The 19,920-nt window shown below is 59.6% G+C and carries 18 protein-coding genes; 16 read left to right on the forward strand and 2 right to left on the reverse strand.

All coding sequences use genetic code 11. The features are described from left to right. Positions 1 to 16 precede the first annotated feature (16 nt). On the reverse strand, positions 17 to 220 hold the full coding sequence (locus PLH32_02890; GenBank protein HQJ63532.1) for a hypothetical protein: 204 nt from the start codon (positions 218 to 220) through the stop codon (positions 17 to 19). A gap of 220 nt (positions 221 to 440) precedes the next feature. Between PLH32_02890 and pgm the strand changes: the two genes are divergently transcribed. After that, positions 441 to 2,084, forward strand: coding sequence for a phosphoglucomutase (alpha-D-glucose-1,6-bisphosphate-dependent) (gene pgm, locus PLH32_02895; GenBank protein HQJ63533.1), 1,644 nt, complete (start codon positions 441 to 443; stop codon positions 2,082 to 2,084). On the opposite strand, the gene PLH32_02900 is transcribed toward pgm, so the two are convergent. Beyond that, complete coding sequence (locus PLH32_02900) at positions 2,074 to 3,261, reverse strand: serine hydrolase domain-containing protein (protein HQJ63534.1); 1,188 nt, start codon at positions 3,259 to 3,261, stop codon at positions 2,074 to 2,076. The genes pgm and PLH32_02900 overlap by 11 nt on opposite strands. A gap of 264 nt (positions 3,262 to 3,525) precedes the next feature. Between PLH32_02900 and PLH32_02905 the strand changes: the two genes are divergently transcribed. The 15 genes from PLH32_02905 (at position 3,526) to PLH32_02975 (ending at position 19,902) form a co-directional block, all read left to right on the forward strand. Next, complete coding sequence (locus PLH32_02905) at positions 3,526 to 5,196, forward strand: M2 family metallopeptidase (protein HQJ63535.1); 1,671 nt, start codon at positions 3,526 to 3,528, stop codon at positions 5,194 to 5,196. Between the two features lie 7 nt (positions 5,197 to 5,203). Then, positions 5,204 to 6,532, forward strand: a complete 1,329-nt coding sequence (locus PLH32_02910) for a DUF4921 family protein (protein ID HQJ63536.1) — start codon at positions 5,204 to 5,206, stop codon at positions 6,530 to 6,532. Between the two features lie 10 nt (positions 6,533 to 6,542). Then, positions 6,543 to 7,148, forward strand: coding sequence for a hypothetical protein (locus PLH32_02915; protein HQJ63537.1), 606 nt, complete (start codon positions 6,543 to 6,545; stop codon positions 7,146 to 7,148). A 2-nt stretch (positions 7,149 to 7,150) separates the two neighbouring features. After that, positions 7,151 to 8,317, forward strand: a complete 1,167-nt coding sequence (locus tag PLH32_02920; protein HQJ63538.1) for a divergent polysaccharide deacetylase family protein — start codon at positions 7,151 to 7,153, stop codon at positions 8,315 to 8,317. 79 nt (positions 8,318 to 8,396) lie between these two features. Next, complete coding sequence (locus PLH32_02925; protein ID HQJ63539.1) at positions 8,397 to 9,116, forward strand: pyridoxine 5'-phosphate synthase; 720 nt, start codon at positions 8,397 to 8,399, stop codon at positions 9,114 to 9,116. A 6-nt stretch (positions 9,117 to 9,122) separates the two neighbouring features. Then, positions 9,123 to 9,656, forward strand: coding sequence for an HDIG domain-containing protein (locus PLH32_02930; GenBank protein ID HQJ63540.1), 534 nt, complete (start codon positions 9,123 to 9,125; stop codon positions 9,654 to 9,656). Between the two features lie 12 nt (positions 9,657 to 9,668). Beyond that, entirely contained in the window at positions 9,669 to 11,042 is a 1,374-nt protein-coding gene (locus PLH32_02935; protein HQJ63541.1) for a tryptophanase, read from the forward strand. Then, positions 11,039 to 11,692 carry an HAD family phosphatase gene (locus tag PLH32_02940; GenBank protein ID HQJ63542.1) on the forward strand — a complete coding sequence of 218 codons (654 nt, stop codon included), beginning with the start codon at positions 11,039 to 11,041 and terminating at the stop codon, positions 11,690 to 11,692. Before PLH32_02935 ends, PLH32_02940 begins: the two co-directional genes overlap by 4 nt. Positions 11,693 to 11,909: 217 nt before the next feature. Next, the gene (locus PLH32_02945; protein HQJ63543.1) at positions 11,910 to 13,058 is read left to right on the forward strand and encodes a hypothetical protein; all 1,149 of its coding nucleotides are present in this window, start codon (positions 11,910 to 11,912) and stop codon (positions 13,056 to 13,058) included. Positions 13,059 to 13,146: 88 nt separating this feature from the next. After that, positions 13,147 to 14,574: a hypothetical protein gene (locus PLH32_02950; protein ID HQJ63544.1), complete on the forward strand. Its 1,428-nt coding sequence runs from the start codon at positions 13,147 to 13,149 to the stop codon at positions 14,572 to 14,574. A 24-nt stretch (positions 14,575 to 14,598) separates the two neighbouring features. After that, positions 14,599 to 15,573, forward strand: coding sequence for a hypothetical protein (locus tag PLH32_02955; protein ID HQJ63545.1), 975 nt, complete (start codon positions 14,599 to 14,601; stop codon positions 15,571 to 15,573). 45 nt (positions 15,574 to 15,618) lie between these two features. Then, positions 15,619 to 16,512, forward strand: a complete 894-nt coding sequence (locus tag PLH32_02960) for a PorV/PorQ family protein (protein ID HQJ63546.1) — start codon at positions 15,619 to 15,621, stop codon at positions 16,510 to 16,512. 82 nt (positions 16,513 to 16,594) lie between these two features. After that, positions 16,595 to 17,713, forward strand: a complete 1,119-nt coding sequence (locus tag PLH32_02965) for an isocitrate/isopropylmalate dehydrogenase family protein (GenBank protein ID HQJ63547.1) — start codon at positions 16,595 to 16,597, stop codon at positions 17,711 to 17,713. Positions 17,714 to 17,760: 47 nt separating this feature from the next. Further along, a complete protein-coding gene (locus PLH32_02970) occupies positions 17,761 to 19,356 on the forward strand; it encodes a S41 family peptidase (GenBank protein HQJ63548.1) in 1,596 nt (531 codons plus the stop codon). A 3-nt stretch (positions 19,357 to 19,359) separates the two neighbouring features. Further along, positions 19,360 to 19,902 carry a hypothetical protein gene (locus tag PLH32_02975; protein ID HQJ63549.1) on the forward strand — a complete coding sequence of 181 codons (543 nt, stop codon included), beginning with the start codon at positions 19,360 to 19,362 and terminating at the stop codon, positions 19,900 to 19,902. Positions 19,903 to 19,920: the final 18 nt, after the last annotated feature.

Here is a 19,920-nt window from a genome sequence, read left to right on the forward strand (position 1 = left end):
CGCCTTGATCACATTTTTATCGTGTGCTTTGGGGACCTCGCAGTAGCCGGGCGGGCAGGCCGAAGAGGGCCCGGAGAAAGTCAAGCAGACCCTCCACCGCAATGCCGAGTAGACGCAAGGGCAGCACCAGCAGCCAGACGACCGGGTAGAGAAGGAGAGCCAGAAGGGCCAGCGGCCAGCACAGGATCAACACCAACAGCCAGAGCAGAAATTTAGTCATCGCCGGGTCTCCCGATAGCGGACAGTTCGGTTTGGCGGTCTGAGGTGGCAAAATCCCCCGGGCTTGCTGGGCGGGGTGCTGCAGCCGCCTTTCTTTCTGTTTACGCACAGGGGCGCCGGATGTTCCACTCCTCTTTTTCCCTTTTTAGCTTGAACGGTTGAGCGAAAATGTGTATGTTTAGCCGGTAAACCCGGAATCAAATCACTGGAGGGAAGCGCACATGGCCATACATCCGCTCGCCGGTAAGCCGGCGCCAAGAGAGCTGCTGATCAATATCCCGCGTCTGGTGGCCGATTACTATACCCGTCATCCGGATGCGAACGATCCGGACGAGCGCGTCGTCTTCGGAACCTCGGGTCACCGCGGTGCTTCGAGCAACGGCACCTTCAACGAGGCGCATGTACTGGCCATCAGTCAGGCTATTTGCGATTACCGCCGCCAGCAGGGCGTGGATGGACCGCTTTTCCTCGGCATGGATACCCATGCTCTCTCGGAGCCGGCCTTCATCACAGCCGTTGAGGTGCTTGCGGCCAACAGCGTGACGCTGATCCTTCAGCAGGAGCGTGGGTACACCCCCACGCCGGTGATCTCGCACGCGATCATCACCCATAACGGCGGCCGCCTGGCCGGACTGGCCGACGGCATCGTGATCACCCCCTCCCATAATCCCCCAGCCGATGGCGGCTTTAAATACAATCCCCCCCACGGCGGCCCGGCCGACAGCCAAGTGACCCGGCTGATAGAGGAACAGGCCAACCGGCTGTTGCAAGCGGGGATGGCCGGGATCAAGCGCATTCCCTTCGCCCGAGCCTTTTCAATGACAAGTACCCACCAGGAGGATCTGGCCGGCGCCTATGTCGAAGATCTGGGCGCAGTGGTCGATCTGGAAGCGGTGGCCGCGGCCGGTATGAAGCTGGGGGCTGACCCCATGGGCGGCGCATCCGTCGCCCTCTGGAGCCGGATTGCAGAGCGCTATGATCTCCAGATCGAAGTCGTGAATCCCATCGTCGATCCGACATTCGGTTTCATGACGGTGGACAAGGATGGCAAGATCCGTATGGATTGCTCCTCACCCTATGCCATGGCGAGGCTGGTGGAGATGCGCGAGCATTATGATATCGCTTTTGGCAACGATCCGGACGCCGACCGGCATGGCATCGTCTGCCGCAGCGCGGGCCTGATGAATCCGAACCACTACCTGGCGGTAGCGATCTGGTATCTTTTTCAAAACCGCGGACTCTGGCGGACCGAGGCTGCGGTGGGCAAGACCCTGGTCTCCAGCTCGATGATCGACCGGGTCGCGCATTCGCTGGGACGCCGCGTCGCCGAGGTGCCGGTGGGATTTAAATGGTTTGTCAAAGGTCTGACGGAGGGTTCGTTTGGATTTGGCGGCGAGGAGAGTGCGGGCGCTTCGTTCCTGCGCCGCAATGGCTGCACCTGGACGACGGACAAGGATGGGATCATTCTCGACTTGTTGGCCGCGGAGATCACCGCCAATACCGGCCGGGACCCCGGCGAGATCTACCGCACCCTCGAGGAGCGTTTCGGTCATTCGGTGTACGAACGAATCGACGCGCCCGCTGATGCGGCCCAACGCGCCGCCCTGGCCAACCTCTCGCCGGAGCGGGTCCAATCCGCCACCCTGGCGGGCGAACCGATCCTCGATATACTGACGCGTGCGCCGGGCAACGGGGCGGCCATCGGCGGTTTAAAAGTGGTGACCGAAAACGGTTGGTTTGCAGCGCGCCCCTCCGGCACCGAGGATATTTACAAGATCTATGCCGAAAGCTTTAAGGGACGCGACCACCTGCGGCGGATCCAGGAGGAGGCGCAAGCCATGGTGACGGCGGCGCTCACTCGATGATCGCACTGGCGACGATGTTGGCGATGGTGCTGCGCATGCTGTCGACTTCGCCATCATCTTTGGGATGGACCCGGTTGCTGAGAATGATGATATAGGTCCGGGTCTTGGGATCGATCCAGATGGAGGTGCCGGTATAGCCGGTGTGACCATAGCCGCCGTCTGGGAGCAGATCACCGCCGACCCACGATTGTCCCTGCTTGATCACCCAGCCGTAGCCGCGGGCGGCATGAGCCGGGGTATCGACCACCTGGGTCATCCGCGCTACCGTGACGGGGCTGAGGATGCGGCTCTGGCCGAGGATGCCGCCGTTGAGCATCATCTGGCAATAGCGCGCCAAATCACTGGCAGTGGAGAAAAGTCCGGCATTTCCGGAGATCCCGCCTTGCAGCCGCGCGAGCGGATCGTGGACGACACCGCGCAGGGGCAGACCGTTGGCCTGCACCTCCGTGGGCACGCAGATCAGTCTGAGGGTCTCGTCGGGATTGAAGGTGGTGTAGCGCATGCCCAGCGGCTCAAAGATGTTCTCCTTGGCAAAGGCGCTGACATCCTGTCCCGAGACCGCCTGGATGATCCGATTGAGCGTAATGAATCCGAGACAGCTGTAGGTGTAGAGTTCGCCGGGGGCGCTGAGCTTGGGCAGCTGGGCAATATAATCGACCAGCGCCGCCGTCGTGCAGGGTGTGCCCAGCGTTTGCGCAGCCTTGTCGGCGCTGGTATAGGAGGGGAGTCCGGAGGTATGCGTAAGCAGATGCCAGATACGCGCCTCCTCAGCCAGGGAGCTGTCGGGCTTGCGATACCGCGAGAATCCGGGGACATAATCGGAGACGCGATCGGTGAGACGCAGCTGGCCGCGCTCAGCGAGGATCATGATCGACGTGGCCGTGGCGACCGGTTTGGTGACCGAGGCGAGGTCGAACATCATCTCCGGCGCCATCCGCAGGGTGTCTGGGACCAGCTGGCAATTGCCATAAGCCTTGTGCAGCACCTTCTCTCCGCCGTGGTTGACGAGGACAACTGCCCCGGGGATATCTCCCCGATCGATCGCCAGTTGCACCGCCTTGTCGATGAGGGCAAGCCGGGCCATATTGACGCCGCCTTTACGTGCCGGCAGAGACTGGCTCAAGGCCAGACTCCATCCCAGCAGAACAAGCATGCCCCCCACCTGGTACCTTTTCATAAAGCCTCCGAAAGTGCCTACTGCCTTGCATACTAGGTAGGATAAAGAAAACAGGCGTGAATAGCAAGCGAAAATTAACCCGGCGCCGAACTGGTTCTCGGGTCGCCCCCGGCCTCCGGGTGGGCATGAGAGCCGGGATGGTGTGACGGCCGGGCATGGCAAACGAAAATTGGCTTGGAAATCGGCGATTATTTTAGTATAATAAAAATTGATACTTTTTTTGCCAACGAGAGATAACTCTATTGAAAATCATGGAGTTTGATCGTGAAAGTCTATCTGATGCTGCCTTTGTTTTTCGCCCTCCTTTTGCCCGGCTGTAATGGCCGCAACACCCGAGCTGCACGACGATTCATCGAAGAACATGTCGCCAAGGTTGCCCCGGTTGCCCGGGCGGCCAACCTCGCCTATTGGGAGGCGGCCACCTCCGGCAAAGCCAAGGCCTATGATCGCTACGCCGAACTGGAGCTGCAGAAGCGCCAGATCTACAGCAATCCCGAAGAGTTTGCCTTCGTCAAAAAGATGAAGGAGCAAGGCGGCTTGAACGATCCGGTCCTGGCCCGGGAGATCGAGCTGCTTTACCTGAGCTATCTGCCCAACCAGATGGAGCCGGAGCTGCTGCGCGAGATCACAACTCTGAGCGCCGAGGTGGAGAAAAAATTTAGCACCTTTCGCGGCAAAGCCGGCAAACAGCGGCTTTCAGGCAATGAAATCGAATCGATTCTGAAAACGGAAAAACGTCCAGCGCTGCGTCAGGCGGCCTGGATGGCGAGCAAGCAGGTTGGAGCCGCTGTGGCTGCAGATCTACTGCGGCTGGTCCGCCTGCGCAACAAGGCGGCGCAGAAGCTGGGCTTCAAGAATTTCCATGCCCTTTCACTGGCGGCGGGCGAACAGGATCAGAAGGAGCTGGACCGGATTTTCGAGGAGCTCTACGATCTAACCAATGCCCCGTTCTTCGCGCTCAAGCAGCAGCTCGACAGCGAGCTGGCGCGGCGCTTTCGTATTCGTATCGAGGATTTGCAGCCGTGGCATTATCAGGATCCCTTCTTTCAGGAATCGCCCATGCTCGAGGCGGTAGACCTCGACGGTTTTTATGCCGGCAAGGATGTCAAGGAGTTGGCGGCGCAATTTTATCGGAGTATCGGCCTGCCGATCGATTCCATCCTGGTGCGCAGCGATCTCTATGAACGCGAGGGTAAAAATCCACACGCCTTTTGCACCGACATTGACCGCGCCGGGGATGTTCGCATCCTTTGCAACCTCACCGACAGCGAGCGTTGGATGGAGACCATGCTACATGAGGCGGGGCATGGGGTCTACAGTTATTACATGGACCGTTCGCTGCCCTGGCTCTTGCGCCAGGAAGCGCACGCTTTCACCACCGAGGCGATTGCCAACTTTTTCGGTCGTCTCAGTCGCAATCCCTGGTGGATGGAACAGATGCTCAGCCTCAAGCCGGCCCAGCGGCAGGAGCTGGACCAGGTGAGCGCCCGCTATGCGCGGCTCAAGCAGTTGATTTTTTCGCGCTGGGCGATGGTGATGTATGAGTTCGAGAAGGCGCTCTACGCCGATCCCGACCAGAATCTGAACGCACTGTGGTGGACGCTGGTGGAGAAATACCAGGGGATCAAGAAGCCGGCGGGCCGTGACGAGCCCGACTGGGCGGCCAAGATCCACTTCACCATTGCACCCTGTTATTATCATAATTACGTTCTGGGCGAATTGCTGGCCTCGCAGTTGCAGGCCTGCCTGGTCAAGTCGTTTTGGCCGGAGCGTTCCGAGGCGAACCCCAGCTATGTCGGTTCGCTTCAGGCCGGCGCCTGGCTGCGGTCGCGGATCTTCGCCCCTGGATCGCTCTATCCCTGGAACGAGATGATCAAACGCGCCACCGGAGAGCCGCTGACGGCACGCTATTTCGTTGAGCAGTTTGTCAACTGAGGTCTGTATGAACAACCACAATGGTGCCATGATCCGTTCGATGCCGGACGGAACCGAGAAGCAGTACAATCCCTTCACAGGCACGGAGGTATGGCATATACCCGGACGCAAGAACCGGCCGATTTTCACCGGCATACCCGAGACGGCGCAGCCGATTAAAGGGGATCACCGGGATGCCTGCAATTTTTGCCCAGCGCGCTATTTGATGACCCCGCCGGAAAAGTCGCGGATGGTTCTGCAGGACGGGCAATGGGTGACGCAATCCCGGCTCAGTGCCGTCGATGTAGTGAAGGAGAGCGCGGAGTTCCGCCGCATCCCCAATCTTTTCGAGATCGTCTCCATCAATTACTGGAAGAAGAATTTCCAGTATCATCTCAACGAGAAAAACCGCGCCTGGAAAGAGAGCTATCTGGCCATCCCCGAAGGGAAGCGGCATGTCCTGGACATCGTCAATCTCAAGCTCAAGTACTCCGGATTGAGCGATGCGGAAATTGCCGAGGTTTCCGAGGATCAAAAAGTCGAAATGGCGGATGCGTTTTTCGGGGGCGGTCATGAATTGATCGTGCCGCGCCGTCATTATATCGATGGCGCCGAGTATGACTCGCAGCTGGCCTCCTCAGGCGAGCTTTCCAGTGAGGAACATTATCAATATTTCCGGTTCACGATCGAGGCGATGAACGAGGTCTATGCCGACAACCGCTATTGCCGCTATGTGGCGGTCTATCAGAACTGGCGCAAGGAGGCGGGTGCCTCGTTCGATCATCTGCATACCCAAATCGTCGGTCTGGATGAATGGGGAGTCTCTCTGGAGCGCGAACTCAAGCTGATGGTCACCAACCGCAACATGTACAATGAATATGCCGCCAATTTTGCGGCGCTCAACAACAATGTCATCTGTGAAAACGATTATGCGATGGCCTTTGTCGATCTCGGCCATCGCTATCCGACGATCGCGATTTATTCGAAGAGCGTCAATTGCCGTCCGCGCGAGCATACACCTGAGGAGCTGCGCGGGGTAAGCGACCTGGTGCACGCCATTCATGCGGCGACAGGTTCGCAGATCTCGTGCAATGAAGAGTGGTATTATATGCCTAACGACAGCATTACCCCGATTCCGTGGCATATCTTGATCAAATGGCGGGTCAATATCCCGGCGGGTTTTGAGGGGGGAACCAAGATCTATGTCAATCCGATGTCGCTGAGCGAACTGCGCGACAAATTGGTGCCGCGGCTTTTCGAGCTGCGGGGACAGGGCAGACTGGGGTGGCTCAAGATCGCCGAGGAGTGCCCGGTCAAACCCAATTCCTTGAAGTACTATCAGCGGACAGTCGAATAGGATGGGGATGGTGCACGCTCGGCTTACCATCCAGGTCCACTGGCTGCTGCCGGTTTTATTACTGCTGGCTGCTGGCTGCAAGACCCCATTCAGCACGCGCGAACCCGAGACGCCGGTCACCACCCAATCGAGCTGGGTGCAGCCGACGTCACCGGCTTTGGTGATGATCAACCTGCGCACGGCGATTGCGGAGCGCAACAATCAGAATTATTTGCGTTGTCTGGCCGATACCGGGCTGGTGCATGCCTCATTCATCTATCAGCCGGAGCCGGCAGTCGGAGCGGCCAACCCCGGGCTTTTTTCGCGCTGGGACAAGGAGAGCGAACGCAACTATCTCAATCAGCTCCTCGCCTATTTGCCTGCCGATTCGGTGAGTTCGTTGACTCTGAACCTGATCCGCGAGAACACCTATCAGGACTCCGTCGTGTTGGTAGAGGAATATGTCCTGACAGTCGGCCATCGGCATCAGGACGAAGCGCCGCGGCGGATGCAGGGCCAGGCGGAATTCCGGCTGGTGCGTTCGAGTGAAGAGTTATGGTATATCCGCCGCTGGGCGGATTACGCGACGGATCAACATCCCACATGGAGCGCCCTGCGCGCCTGGTATGGCAAATGAGCATGGATAAAAAAAGACGGCTGCAATGGGCGCTGGGTACCTTCAGTGTGCTGCTACTGGTCATCAACGGCTACATCCTGTGGAAATCTCCGGTTCAGCGGCGTGAGGTTATCCCCGAGCAGAAGAAACCGCACGCGATAGAGCCGGCCGGGCCGGAGCCGCGTTCGCTGCCGCATCCGGAGGCTGAACCGCCGGCCGATCCCCGCAACCGGGCCTCACAGGAGGAGGTCGATCAGGTGGGAGAGGCGCTGCGCAAGGCGCTGGCGGCTTTCCGCATCAATGCACCGGCGGTGCACAAGTCGGAGCTGACCTACTCCGCCTCGATCCCTCGCGATCTGAATATTCACCGGCTCACCTTTGCGTTGATCGATGAGCTGGACAAGATCGATGGCGAGATACGGCGCATCGTCGAAGACCGGCGAAAGGGACGTCTGGAGTATACCATTGCGGTCGACGGTGACTGGGCTTGCCGCATCGTGCTGATGCGGCGCGAATCGATGAGCGCAGTATCCGGCCGGATGGCGATCATCGTTGATGATTTTGGCTATGCCAATAACGATTTGGTCAAAAAGTTCCTCTTTTATCCCAAACCCCTGACGATTGCGATCCTACCCGGCCAGAAGGCGACAAGCCTGGTGGCGCGGGATGCCCGTCTGGCCAACCGCGAGATGCTCGTCCATATGCCGATGGAACCGCGCGACGCCAAGTGGTCGGATGAGGGCTATACCTTGCTCGCCGGTCAGGATGCCGGGACCGTGCGGCTGCGGGTGCGGGCCGCGCTCGCGCAGCTGCCCGCGGCCCTGGGCATCAACAATCATGAAGGTTCCAAAGTCACTCCGGACCGGGCCATGATGCGGACGGTGATGGCCGAGCTGAAGCGTCAGAACAAGATCTTTATTGATAGCCGCACCAGCCCGCAAAGTGTCGCCCTGGAGGCGGCCCGGGAGGCCGGTGTTCGGGCGGCGGCCAACCAGTATTTCCTCGATGCCGAGGACGACGAGGATTTCATTGAGGCGCAGCTGAACAAGGCAGCGGCAGTGGCCGCAAAGCAGGGCCAGGTCATCGTCATCTGTCACATGCGTAAGCGCACCTACCGGGTGCTGGAACGGATGATCCCGGCGCTCGAACAGCAGGGCATCCGTTTCGTTTATATCACGGAAGCGTTATAGGGCCGCGCGGTCTCTCCCGGCAGCAGGGCCGGGGACCACACATTGCAGCATCGGTTTAAAACCCAATACGAGGTCCGTCATGTCCAGGTTATGTCTTTGTGTCAATCAGGTTGCGCGGGTGCGCAATTTCAATCGCAAGAAGGAGCCGGATCCGCTGCAGGTGGCGATGGCGGCCGAGCTGGCCGGCATTGATGGCATTGTCGTACAACTGCGCGAAGATCGCGCCGACATAGATGACCGTGATCTGCGGCTTTTAAAGGAGGTGGTCAAGAGCCACCTCAATTTGGCCATTCCGCTGCAGGAGGTCATGGTGCAAAAGGCCTTGCAGCTGCTGCCCGATATGGTGACGCTGCTGCCGGTCTTGCAGGAGAATGAGGGAGAGGAGGTCGCGCTGAACGTCGAGGCCAATCTCGATTACTTCGAGGAGGTTGCGGCGGCCTTGCGTGCCCACAACATCGTCGTCAGCGCGCTGGTGGCGGTGGACCCGGCCCAGATTCGCGCCGCCGCCCGGGCGGGCGCCGATTATGTCCAGTTCAATACCACCCTGCTGGCGGGGGTGGAGGATTTGGGATCGCTGACCGAACAGGTTGAGCGGCTCCGCGCCGTAGCTGCTGCAGCGAACAAGCTGGGCTTGGGAGTTGCAGCCGGACGCGGCCTTGGCTATCAGAATATCCGCGACATTGCCGCCATACCCCTGATCGAGGAGGTCAACATCGGGCGGGCGATACTCTCCCGCGCCCTGCTGATCGGCGTCGATCGGGCGATCGCAGCCATGAAATCCCAACTCGAACACAGGTAGGTCCGCATGGAAAAAAAGGTGCTTTCGCTGCTCCCCGAGTTCGGGCTGATTCAGGATCCCGATCTGCACGCCAAGACCCTCGCCTGCTGGCTCGAGGCGATGCGCATCGGCGGCTGGGAGGCCGAGGATCTCGACCGCATCCCCTTCACCCTGCTCATCCCCGAATGCCCGGTCAGCTACCGTACGCATGTGCAGGCGGTGACCCAAACGGCCATCGCTGCGGCCAGGGTTCTGGCAGCCCATTATAGCCCTTATTACACCCTATCGATGGATCTGATCGTCAGCGGGGGGCTTCTGCATGATATCGGCAAGCTACTCGAATACCGTCGCCTCGAGGGCAAGTATATCAAGAGCACCAATGGCAAGCTTCTGCGCCATCCTTTCAGCGGCGCCAATCTGGCCGCCCGTTTCCAACTGCCTGACGAGGTAGTGCACATCATCGCTGTTCACGCCAAGGAGGGAGACGGCGGTTACCGGACCCCTGAGGCGGTGATCGTCCACCATGCCGATTTCATGAATTTTGAGCCGCTTAAAGGATAACCGGGAGCTGTCATGGATTTTCCAACTGAACCCTTTCGGATCAAGGTCGTCGAACCGCTGCGCCGGACCACCCGGGTGGAGCGCGACCGCTTGATCCGGGAGGCAGGATACAACCTCTTCGCCCTGCCGGCCGAGAGCGTATATATTGATCTGCTCACGGACAGCGGAACCGCTGCGATGAGCGATAACCAGTGGGCCGGGATCATGCTGGGCGACGAATCGTATGCGGGGAGTAAGAACTGGGTCCATTTCGAAGCGACTGTCCGCCGTCTTTTCGGATTTAACCACGTCATCCCAACGCATCAGGGGCGATCGGCGGAGAATCTGCTCTTTGCGACAGCTATCCGCAGCGGTGATGTGATTCCCAACAACATCCATTTTGACACCACACGCGCCAACGTCCTGCATCAGGGGGGTGTGCCGCTGGATCTGGTCGTAGACGCGGCGATGCATCCGGAAAAGGAAGCGCCTTTCAAAGGCAATATGGATCCAGCCAAGCTGGAGCGGGCCTTTCAGGTGCATGGGGCGGACAAGATCCCGCTGGTGATGATCACGGTGACCAACAACAGCGCTGGAGGGCAGCCGGTTTCGATGGAGAACATCCGTCAGATCAGCGCCATCGCCAAACGGTATCACAAGCCTTTCATCATCGATGCCTGCCGCTATGCCGAGAACTGCTGGTTCATCAAGGAGCGCGAGGCGGGCTATGCCGCAAAAGCTCTTCCGGCGATTGCGCGGGAACTTTTCTCCCATGCGGACGGTTGTACCATGAGTGCGAAAAAGGATGCGCTGGTGAACATTGGGGGCTTTCTCGCCCTGAATGATGCAGCATGGAGCGAAAAGGCCAAGAACCTGCTGATTCTGCTCGAGGGTTTCCCCACTTATGGAGGCCTGGCCGGCAGGGATCTCGAGGCCATTGCCCGGGGTCTCGAAGAGGGGCTGGATGAGGCCTATCTCGCCTACCGTATCGGTCAGGTGCGCGCTCTGGGGGCACTTCTCGATGCGGCCGGCGTCCCCTTTGTCAAGCCGGTGGGCGGCCATGCGATTTTTCTCAACGCCAGCGCGATCCTGCCGCATCTGCCGCGCCAGCAATTTCCGGCGCAGGCTTTGGCGGTGGCGCTCTATCGCGAGGCAGGCATTCGCGCGGTCGAGATTGGCGGTTTGATGTTCGGCGAAAAGGACGGGCAGGGTGGCGAAAAATACCCCGAGCTCGAACTGGTGCGCCTGGCCATCCCGCGGCGGGTCTACACCTCCCGGCACCTCGAGTATGTCGCGGCGGCCGTCATCGAGATTTTTCGGCATCGTGAGCGCGTCAAAGGGCTGCGTCTGGTGCATGAAGCCCCGCTATTGCGTCATTTCACGGCCCTGCTGGAGGAGATGGAGTGATCGGGGCGCTGCTTTTCGATTTCGACGGCGTCATCGCTAATTCGTCCGACCGGCACCTGAATGCCTGGAAAATGGTTCTGCCGCCCCTGGGAGTCGAGCCGGTCGATCTGGTACTGCGGCGGCATGAAGGGGAGCCGGCCTGGCGGATCGCTCAGGCGATGTGCGCGCATGGCGGGCTGGAGATCGACGAGCGTGAGGCGCGCCGCCTGGGGGCTGAGAAGAATATCCATTTTCGCCGCGAGACCACGCCGTCGGTTTACCCCGGCGTGGCGGAGATCCTCGATTTCGCGGCGCGATCCGGAATCCGGACGGCGGTGGTGACCGGTACATCGCGGGAGAACCTGCTGCATATCCTCGGGGAGCGGTGTGACCGGTTTGACGCACTTTTTTGTGACGGGGATTTCGCCCGGCCCAAGCCTTATCCTGATCCCTATCTGACCGCGATGCGCTATTTCGATCTGGCGCCCGAGCGCTGCGTAGTGATTGAGAACGCCCCGATGGGGATACGCGCTGCCAAGGCAGCAGGGCTTTATTGCATCGCCCTCGAGACGACGCTGCCGTCCGGGGAACTGCAGCAGGCCGACCTGATCCTTCCCGGTCACGCCGCGCTGCTGCAGTGGCTCGAGCAGCGCCAGAAATCACTTGACTAATACCATTTTTGTGTTTATTTTATAAGAGATTGATTAAACTGGATAAGGAGGCCGCCTATTTCCCTTCGTTAAAGACTTTCGTGCTGTGATGCAGATTTCGCTCTCTTTGACGAATGGTTAAGGCGCTTTTCATCGTTATCCGAATGTTTCCGGGTGAAATGTGCACGCCATCGCCGCTCCGGACATTCGGATTTTTTTTTAACCTTCAGGAACTTGTATGCGCCGATCGTTTGTTTTCATCGTTTGCCTGATGCTGCTTGCCGGCTGCGGCAAGCGCACTCTACCGACTCCGCCTCTGGCGGAAGCGGTGGCGCTGAAAAAGGCCACTCTTCCGGAGAAGCTGGCCGCACAGCAGCTTTACCGGATTGAGATCACCGTCTCCGGCGCCGCCGATTCGGTGCGGCTGGAGGCCGCACCGCAAGGGAGTGCAGCGCCTGAACGGACCTGGTCTCTCTACGATGATGGCGGGGCGCTGCATCCGGAGGATGGGGATGTCGTGGCTTTTGACGGCGTCTTCACCCAGGTGCTCCGCTGGCAGCCGGCGGTATCCGGGGGCCAGCCCTACCAGCTGCGTTTTCAGGCCTTGCGTGAGGGCCGGAGCGCAGGCGATCCGCTGGAGGAGATCCGGCGTTCGGGGGACCTGGCCGCTCCGGTCATTCTGCAGCTGAACTTTCCAGACAGCCTGGCGAGCGGTTTTGCCGGCACCCGGCTGCTGCAGGCCCTTGTAGCCGACTCTAGTGGCGCCGACGATGTGGCGCGGGTCGAGGTCCGCGCCACAGCCGCGGGCAAAGCGGCCTTCGATACCATGCTCTATGATGATGGCACACACGGCGATGACACTGCGGCCGACGGCCTTTTCAACCTGGCTGTGGACAAAACCTTCAATGCGCGTAAAACCGGCGCCTATCTCTTCACATGCGTGGCCGTTGACCGCTCGGGACTGCGGAGCGGGGCGATGAGCACCTCGATGGTCATGGTCAATGGCGTACCCCACCTCTCCGGCCTTTCGGCGCCCGACAATGTGACGCGGCCGGCCAGCGGCATTTCCACGCACCTGGTCTCGGTTCAGGTCGATGAACCCGAGGGACTGCAGGACATCAATCGGGTGCTGCTGCGCGCCTATAATCCCGATGGCAGTGGCTTCAACAACAATCCTTTTCTCATGTATGACAATGGTCTGGCGCTCGACATCAATCGCTGGGACCTCGGGTACCGCGGCGATCTGACAGCCAGGGACGGAATCTATTCCATGACGGTCATTTTTGACCCCTCCAAGGCTCTTGGGAGTTACCGCCTCACCTTTGTGGCCGAGGACTGGACTGGCCAGCAGAGCGAACCCCTGACCCACACGATCGTTCTGGATTGATTCGCCGTATCTTGACGGTCCGGCGGCAGCACCTTTTGCGGCTCGCGGCCGGAAAAATTACTTAAACAAGAGTTTGAATCGGATGCGAATGAGACAATGGATCTTTCTGCTGGTGCTGCTGCCTGCGGTTCTCGGGGCGGCCGTGGTCACGACGCATCGTCTCTCCGGAGCGGCGACGCAAACGACCGGGCTGGCGGGCAATGGCATTACGGACATCGTCTGCAGCGGCTCCCGGCTCTGGCTGGGGACGGGCAATGGACTGAGCCGCCTCGATCTGACCACCAACGAATTCACCAGCTATACCTCGACGCCGGGAATTGGGCATGGCAGCGTCGCGGCACTCTGGGCACGGGGTGACACCATCATCGTTGCCACAGCCACCGATACGGTGACGAAGGTCGATCCCGCCGCTCTGCCTAAGGGCACCGGGATCAGTTTTTCCTTTGATGGCGGCGCCAGCTGGCGGCACTCGCCGCAGCCCGGGGCCACTCCGATCCAGAACCTCACCTATGATATCGCGGTTGTCGCCCAAACGGTCTGGATCGTCAGCTATGGGGGCGGCGTGCAGAAATCGGCCGACTGGGGACGGAGCTGGATCGAGGCCGCCCCGGATACCTTCAACTTCGATCCGTACGGCCGTTACAACCACCGCGGATTCTCCGCCGCCGCCGGCAGCAACAGCCTCTGGATCGGCACAGCCGAGGGCGTCAACAAAAGCCTTGACAACGGCGCTACCTGGACCAATTTTAATCATCTCAGTCAACCCGAGCCCATCTCCGGCAACTTCGTCGTCGCACTCGGCGTGCAGCAGACCGGCGGCCGCGAAATCATCTGGGCCGCGACCTGGACCGCTGAAGGCGAAAGCGAATACAATGCGGTCTCCTGCTCCCAGGACGGCGGATTGACCTGGGAGACCTTTCTGCACAATGAAAAAGCGCATAATTTTGCCTTTGACGATTCGGTCGTCTATGTCGCTACCGACAACGGCCTCTATGTCTCGCACGATCTGGGTAAGCGCTGGTATCTGTATCCGGTGATGCACGACGCGAACGATGGCGATCGGGTCCTCAGCACCGAGGCCTACTCCGCTTTTGCCCGCGACGGCGTACTTTGGGCGGGCATGGCCGACGGTCTCGCCCGCACGGCGGACAACGGCTATACCTGGGCGATCCAGCGTGCCTTCGTCCGGACCGGGCGGGGTGGAGAGGCGCGCACCTATGCCTATCCCAATCCCTTTTCGCCAATGCGGCAGAATCTGCTCGGAGGCGATGGCTACGTCCGGTTTCAATACAATACCCAAAAGCCGACGCGGGTGACCGTGAAGGTTTTCGATTTTGCCATGGACCTGGTGGCCACCGTCATCCAAGATGCCTATCGCAGCGGTCCCGCCGACTGTGCCGAGATCTGGAACGGCCGCAACGCGTATGGCGATCTGGTGGCCAATGGCGCCTATTTCTACAGCGTCGCTCTCGAAGGGGATGGCGTCTATTGGGGCAAGGTGCTGGTGGTGAATTAGCCTGTTCAGGATATGAGGGAGATGATGAAGAGAGTCTGTTCGATCGCCTGCACCTTGCTGCTGCTGGCTCAAGCCCTGATGGCCTCGGAAGGAGATGGCGGCTATGCCGGCGCGTTTTTGCGTATGGGAATCGGCGCGCGCGCCAAATCCTTGGGCGATGCCTTTTCCGCGGTGGCCGAGGATGCCTTCGCCGGCATCTATAATCCTGCGCTGCTGCCGCATCTCAAGGGGCGGCAGGCGGCCCTCTCCTACGCCTTTTTACCGCTCGATCGCAAGCTCGATTATATCGGTTATGCGCAGCCCGTCCGCCCCAAAGCGGTGGCAGGCGAAGAACGGGCGCCGTTGCGCGCCGGCTTCGCTCTGGCCTGGATCCATTCCGGGGTGGAGCGTATTGACGGGCGCGATCTCGCGGGGAGCCATACTGAAGATTATTCCTTCAGCGAGAATGCCTTTTTCCTCTCCTTTGCCCTGAGTCCGGCCGAGCGTTTTTCGCTTGGCGTCAGCGGCAAGATCCTCTACAGCCGTATGCCAGGAGTCAACAATGATGGTTCCGCGATCTCTTCGATGGGGCTCGGCGTCGATTTTGGCGCATACTACCGCCCATTCGCGGATTTCAGTCTGGGCGTGGTGCTGCGCGACAATCTTTCCAAATACACCTGGAATACGGAAAAGGTCTGGGAGCGCGGGACCAACATCAATGACAAGTTCCCGCGGTCGACTCGACTGGCTGCGGCCTACCGACCGCCGCTGCGCTGGCTCTTGCTGACCGCCGAGGCGGAGGATTCACGCGAGCAGAATCCGCGCTATCATTTTGGCGCCGAGGCGGCGCTGCCGGAGGCTGGCGCCCTCCGGCTTGGTTTGGATGACGGGCAGCTGACCGCCGGCATCGGTGTCGCCCTGAAGGTGTATGGCAAAACGATAATGTTGAACTATGCCTATGCTACGCCCGGTGATGCGCCGCGGGCGGACCATGTCATTTCCTGGGACCTTAACCTGTAAAGGCAAAGATTAGGGACGGGACGTCAGATGAGAGAGGTGAAAATAATGTTGGGCAGCCTGATGCTGCTGGTCTTGCTACAAAGTGCGGCCGTCCGGGCGCAATGGCAGAGCGGTTTTGCGGTTCTGCAGATCGGCACCGGCGCCCGCGCCGCGGCGATGGGCGAGGCTTTTGCGGCCGTTTCCGGGGATGTCAGCGCTCCCTTTTGGAATCCAGCGGGTGCAGCCGCAGCGCGGAGATTTCAGGCGCATCTTGCCCACAATCAGTGGATCCAGGAGGTCACCCACGACGCCGCTGCGGCGCTTTTCCCGCTTCAACCCTTCACTTTCGGGGTGCACGCCCTGGTGGTGTCAACCGACGGCATCGAGCAGCGCTATTACCCGACGGAAGAGCCCCTGAGCACTTTTGCCGCGCACGACGTCGTCTTTGGCGTCACCCTCGCCCGGTATATCGGGGAGTATCTCGCCTTGGGGTGCAATCTGCGTTATCTGAATGAAAAGATTTTCGACGAGGCCGCCAGCGGCTATAGTGCGGATTTCGGGGCCATCTGCAAAACACCCCTCAAGGAGGTGACCGCCGGGGTGGTGGTGCAGCATCTCGGCTCCGCCCGGGAAATGATAACCCAAAAGGTAACACTGCCGCATACGCTGCGAGTCGGTGTCGCCTATGCGCTGCCGCTCGGGAGTCCCGAGTCGCCCTGGCTGCTGACGGCGGATTATGTCGGCGTCCGCCATCAGAAGAACCATCTGCTGATCGGGGCGGAGATCCGGCCGCTGCCGCTGCTGGCCTTGCGGGCCGGGTATCAGACAGGTTATGCTTCACGCGATTTCAGCGCAGGATTTGGCGTGCACCTCGGTCAAATCGCGATCGATTATGCCTGGGTGCCGTTTCAGGAGGAGTTGGGACGGGCGCACCGCTTCTCGTTGTCCATAGGCCCCTGATTTTTTACTTGCTTAGACCCAAGAAAATAGGTATAATAAAATTTTAGATCCGATCGACCCAGTACAAACCGAGGTGGAAAGCATGGCCAAGTACAAGATCGCACTGCTGCCGGGTGATGGTATCGGCAAGGATGTGATGGATGCCGCACAGATTGTGTTGGACCAGCTGGCGCTGGACGCTGAATACACACATGGCGATATCGGTTGGGAGTTCTGGTGCAAGGAAGGCGATCCGCTGCCCAAGCGGACAACGGATCTGCTGCGCAATACCGACTGCGCCCTCTTTGGCGCCATCACCTCCAAGCCCAAGGAAGAAGCCGAGGCCGAGCTGGATCCGGCGCTGAAAGGCAAGGGGTTCATTTACGCCAGCCCGATCGTCCGGTTGCGCCAGGAGTTCAATCTGCGGACTAATCTCCGTCCCTGCAGGGCGTACAAGGGGAATCCGCTCAATTTCCGCGACGATATCGATATTGTGGTCTTCCGCGAGAACACCGAGGATCTCTATGCCGGCGTCGAATTTCATCCCCTGCCCGCCGAGGTAATGCAGACTCTGGTGAAGCACAATTCAAAGATGAAGCGGTTCGAATCTGTACCCTTGGAGGATATCGCCGTCTCTTTGCGCATCAATACCCGCCAGGGCTGCCGCAACATCATCCGCGATGCTTTTGAGTATGCCGAAAAGTACGGCTACAAAACCGTTACGGTGGTGGAAAAGCCCAATGTGGTGCGTGAGACCAGCGGTCTCATGGTGAGGGAGGCGCGCAAGATTGCTGCAGAGTATCCCGGAATCGCCCTGTGGGAGGCGAATATCGATGCCATGTGCATGTGGCTGATCAAGAATCCCCAGGATTACGGGGTGCTGGTGACCAGCAATCTTTTCGGTGACATCATCAGCGATCTCTGCGCCCAACTCATCGGCGGTTTAGGATTCAGCAGTAGCGGCAACATCGGCGACCACTATGCGGTCTTTGAACCGACCCATGGTTCTGCGCCTAAATATGCCGGACAATACAAGGTCAATCCCATGGCCATGCTGCTCACGGTCCGGCTGATGCTGGATTGGCTCGGAGAGACCGCCATGGCGCAGCGGCTGGAGCGCGCGTGCGCGGCCGTGATCGCCGAAGGCCGGGTGCGCACCTATGATATGGGCGGGACGAGCACGAGTCTCGATGTCGCCCGGGCTGTTGCGGACCGCTTGTGAAGCGATACGGAAGAGATGATTAACCGTTCTCGGAAGAAATGAGCAAGATGAATAAAAACATCCTTCGATTTCTGGGGCTGACGGTGGTTTGCCTGTTGATCGGCATCGCCTTCACCCGCGTGGGGGATAATGAAGCCTTTCCCCAGGACAACATCCGCGCGGACCTCGACCGATTTGTTGAGGTCTTCGCCTATGTCAAGCGCTATTATGTCGAGCCGGTGGAGAGTGACAAGTTGATCACCGGCGCTATTGAAGGCTTGCTGGCCAAGCTGGACCCCCACTCGGTTTACATCCCCAAGAAGAGTCTGGAGAAGGTGAATGAGCAATTCGAGGGCTCTTTTGAGGGCATCGGCATCGAATTTATCGTCCTGAACAAGGTCCTGACGGTGGTGTCGCCGATCCCCGGCGGGCCTTCGGAGGCGGTCGGGCTGCTGCCCGGCGACCAGATCGTACGCATCGATGGCGTTTCCGCCTATGGCATCACGGAGGATGAGGTCTTTAAAAAACTGCGCGGTCCCAAGGGCAGCCGGGTCAAGGTAACGGTTGCGCGTGCCAATCTGGCCGATCCCTTCGACGTGGAGATCGTTCGCGACAAGATTCCGATCAACAGTCTCTACGCCGCCTTTATGCTCGATGACGGCAAGACTGGGTACATCTGGCTGGCGCGGTTTGCTAAAACCACCGCCGATGAGCTCGAGGCCGCCCTCAAGGATCTGCACAGCCAGGGCATGAAGCGGCTCATTCTCGATCTGCGTTCCAACGCCGGCGGACTGCTGGAGCAGGCCGTGGAGGTGGCGGACAAGTTCATCCCCGCCGGACAGAAGCTGGTGTATACCCGCGGCCGTCTCACCGGGGCGGATGAGGATTTCTTCTCCACCAGCAACGGCGACCAGCCGATGAAGCCGATGATTGTCATGATCAGCCACGGATCGGCGAGTGCTTCGGAGATCGTCGCCGGTGCGATCCAGGACCTCGATCGCGGTCTAGTGGTCGGCCAGACCAGCTTTGGAAAGGGACTGGTCCAGAACCAGATCGGCCTCAAAGACGGTTCAGCGCTGCGGCTCACAGTAGCGCGATATTACACCCCGAGCGGACGTCTGATCCAGCGGCCCTATACCGGCGGACTGGCTGATTACTATGCGGCGGCATATGATGATGAAGATGCAAACGCCCCGACGGCCCAGCCTGATTCGGGGCGCACCGTCTACAAGACGCGCGCCGGCCGCACGGTTTTCGGCGGCGGCGGCATCACCCCGGACAGCACGCTGAAAGCGGAACGGATCACGCGGTTTACCAATGACCTCTTCGGCCGCCGGATCTTTTTTGAACTCGGCTCCAAATACGGCACCGCGCTGCGCGGCAGGTATACCAGCTTTGCAATTTTTCGTGCACAATTCAGCATCGGAGAGGAGTTCACGGCCGACCTCAAAGAGGTGCTAAAGAAAAACAAGATCGAATTCAATGAAGAGGCTTACAAGCGGGATGAAGCCTTCATCAAGACCATGGTCAAGGCGGAGGTAGCGCGCACCCTCTGGGACAGCAAGCATTATTACCAGGTGTTGCGCAGCGAGGACCCGGAGGTGATCGCTGCTGAAGCCCTGATGCCACAGGCCGCATCCATCCTCAAGCAGGGCGGATGGTGAGCGATGCCACGGCGACCGCCGCAGCGCCGGTGGATCGGGATGGGGGCCGGCGCCCTTTTGATGCTGACGTTGAGGTATACCGCCTGCTTCAATCCCTTTGCCCCGGAGCTGGAACACCATGCGGGCGGCGGATTGCGCATCACCGGACAAACCACCCCGCAGGAGGTGCTTGAAAATTTCGTCTATGCGTATACTCTGAAGGACTCGCTGGTTTACGACGGCCTGCTCGACAGCTCTTTTGTCTTTGTCTATTTTGATCCCAATCTTGGCTCCTCTGGGCTCTATGCCTCCTGGAATCGCGATATCGAACTCAAAACCACAGGCCGGCTCTTCCGGAATTTCGAAACTCTCACCCTGGTCTGGGATTCGACCATCTACGAGACTGTGGATGCAACAACGGCCGAACTGGCCAAGACCTTGCATCTCCACTTGTTTGGCAGCCGAGGGGAGTTCAATCTAACCGGCAATGCCATTTTTAATCTGCGCAAAAGCGCTTATGATCAAAAATGGCGTATTACCCGCTGGAAGGATGAATCCCAGATGTGAGGCTGAAAAACTGATTGA

Source organism: bacterium (assembly GCA_035419245.1).
Classification (GTDB): domain Bacteria; phylum Zhuqueibacterota; class Zhuqueibacteria; order Residuimicrobiales; family Residuimicrobiaceae; genus JAKPUX01.

Excerpts from the sequence above, each read along its gene's own strand:
- PLH32_02935 (HQJ63541.1), top strand. The coding sequence starts at position 9,669 with ATGGATTTTCCAACTGAACCCTTTCGGATCAAGGTCGTCGAACCGCTG.
- PLH32_02925 (HQJ63539.1), top strand. The coding sequence starts at position 8,397 with ATGTCCAGGTTATGTCTTTGTGTCAATCAGGTTGCGCGGGTGCGCAAT.
- PLH32_02965 (HQJ63547.1), top strand. The coding sequence starts at position 16,595 with ATGGCCAAGTACAAGATCGCACTGCTGCCGGGTGATGGTATCGGCAAG.
- PLH32_02945 (HQJ63543.1), top strand. The coding sequence starts at position 11,910 with ATGCGCCGATCGTTTGTTTTCATCGTTTGCCTGATGCTGCTTGCCGGC.
- PLH32_02950 (HQJ63544.1), top strand. The coding sequence starts at position 13,147 with ATGAGACAATGGATCTTTCTGCTGGTGCTGCTGCCTGCGGTTCTCGGG.
- PLH32_02970 (HQJ63548.1), top strand. The coding sequence starts at position 17,761 with ATGAATAAAAACATCCTTCGATTTCTGGGGCTGACGGTGGTTTGCCTG.
- pgm (HQJ63533.1), top strand. The coding sequence starts at position 441 with ATGGCCATACATCCGCTCGCCGGTAAGCCGGCGCCAAGAGAGCTGCTG.
- PLH32_02930 (HQJ63540.1), top strand. The coding sequence starts at position 9,123 with ATGGAAAAAAAGGTGCTTTCGCTGCTCCCCGAGTTCGGGCTGATTCAG.
- PLH32_02960 (HQJ63546.1), top strand. The coding sequence starts at position 15,619 with ATGTTGGGCAGCCTGATGCTGCTGGTCTTGCTACAAAGTGCGGCCGTC.
- PLH32_02920 (HQJ63538.1), top strand. The coding sequence starts at position 7,151 with ATGGATAAAAAAAGACGGCTGCAATGGGCGCTGGGTACCTTCAGTGTG.
- PLH32_02910 (HQJ63536.1), top strand. The coding sequence starts at position 5,204 with ATGAACAACCACAATGGTGCCATGATCCGTTCGATGCCGGACGGAACC.
- PLH32_02890 (HQJ63532.1), bottom strand. The coding sequence starts at position 220 with ATGACTAAATTTCTGCTCTGGCTGTTGGTGTTGATCCTGTGCTGGCCG.
- PLH32_02955 (HQJ63545.1), top strand. The coding sequence starts at position 14,599 with ATGAAGAGAGTCTGTTCGATCGCCTGCACCTTGCTGCTGCTGGCTCAA.
- PLH32_02900 (HQJ63534.1), bottom strand. The coding sequence starts at position 3,261 with ATGAAAAGGTACCAGGTGGGGGGCATGCTTGTTCTGCTGGGATGGAGT.
- PLH32_02975 (HQJ63549.1), top strand. The coding sequence starts at position 19,360 with ATGCCACGGCGACCGCCGCAGCGCCGGTGGATCGGGATGGGGGCCGGC.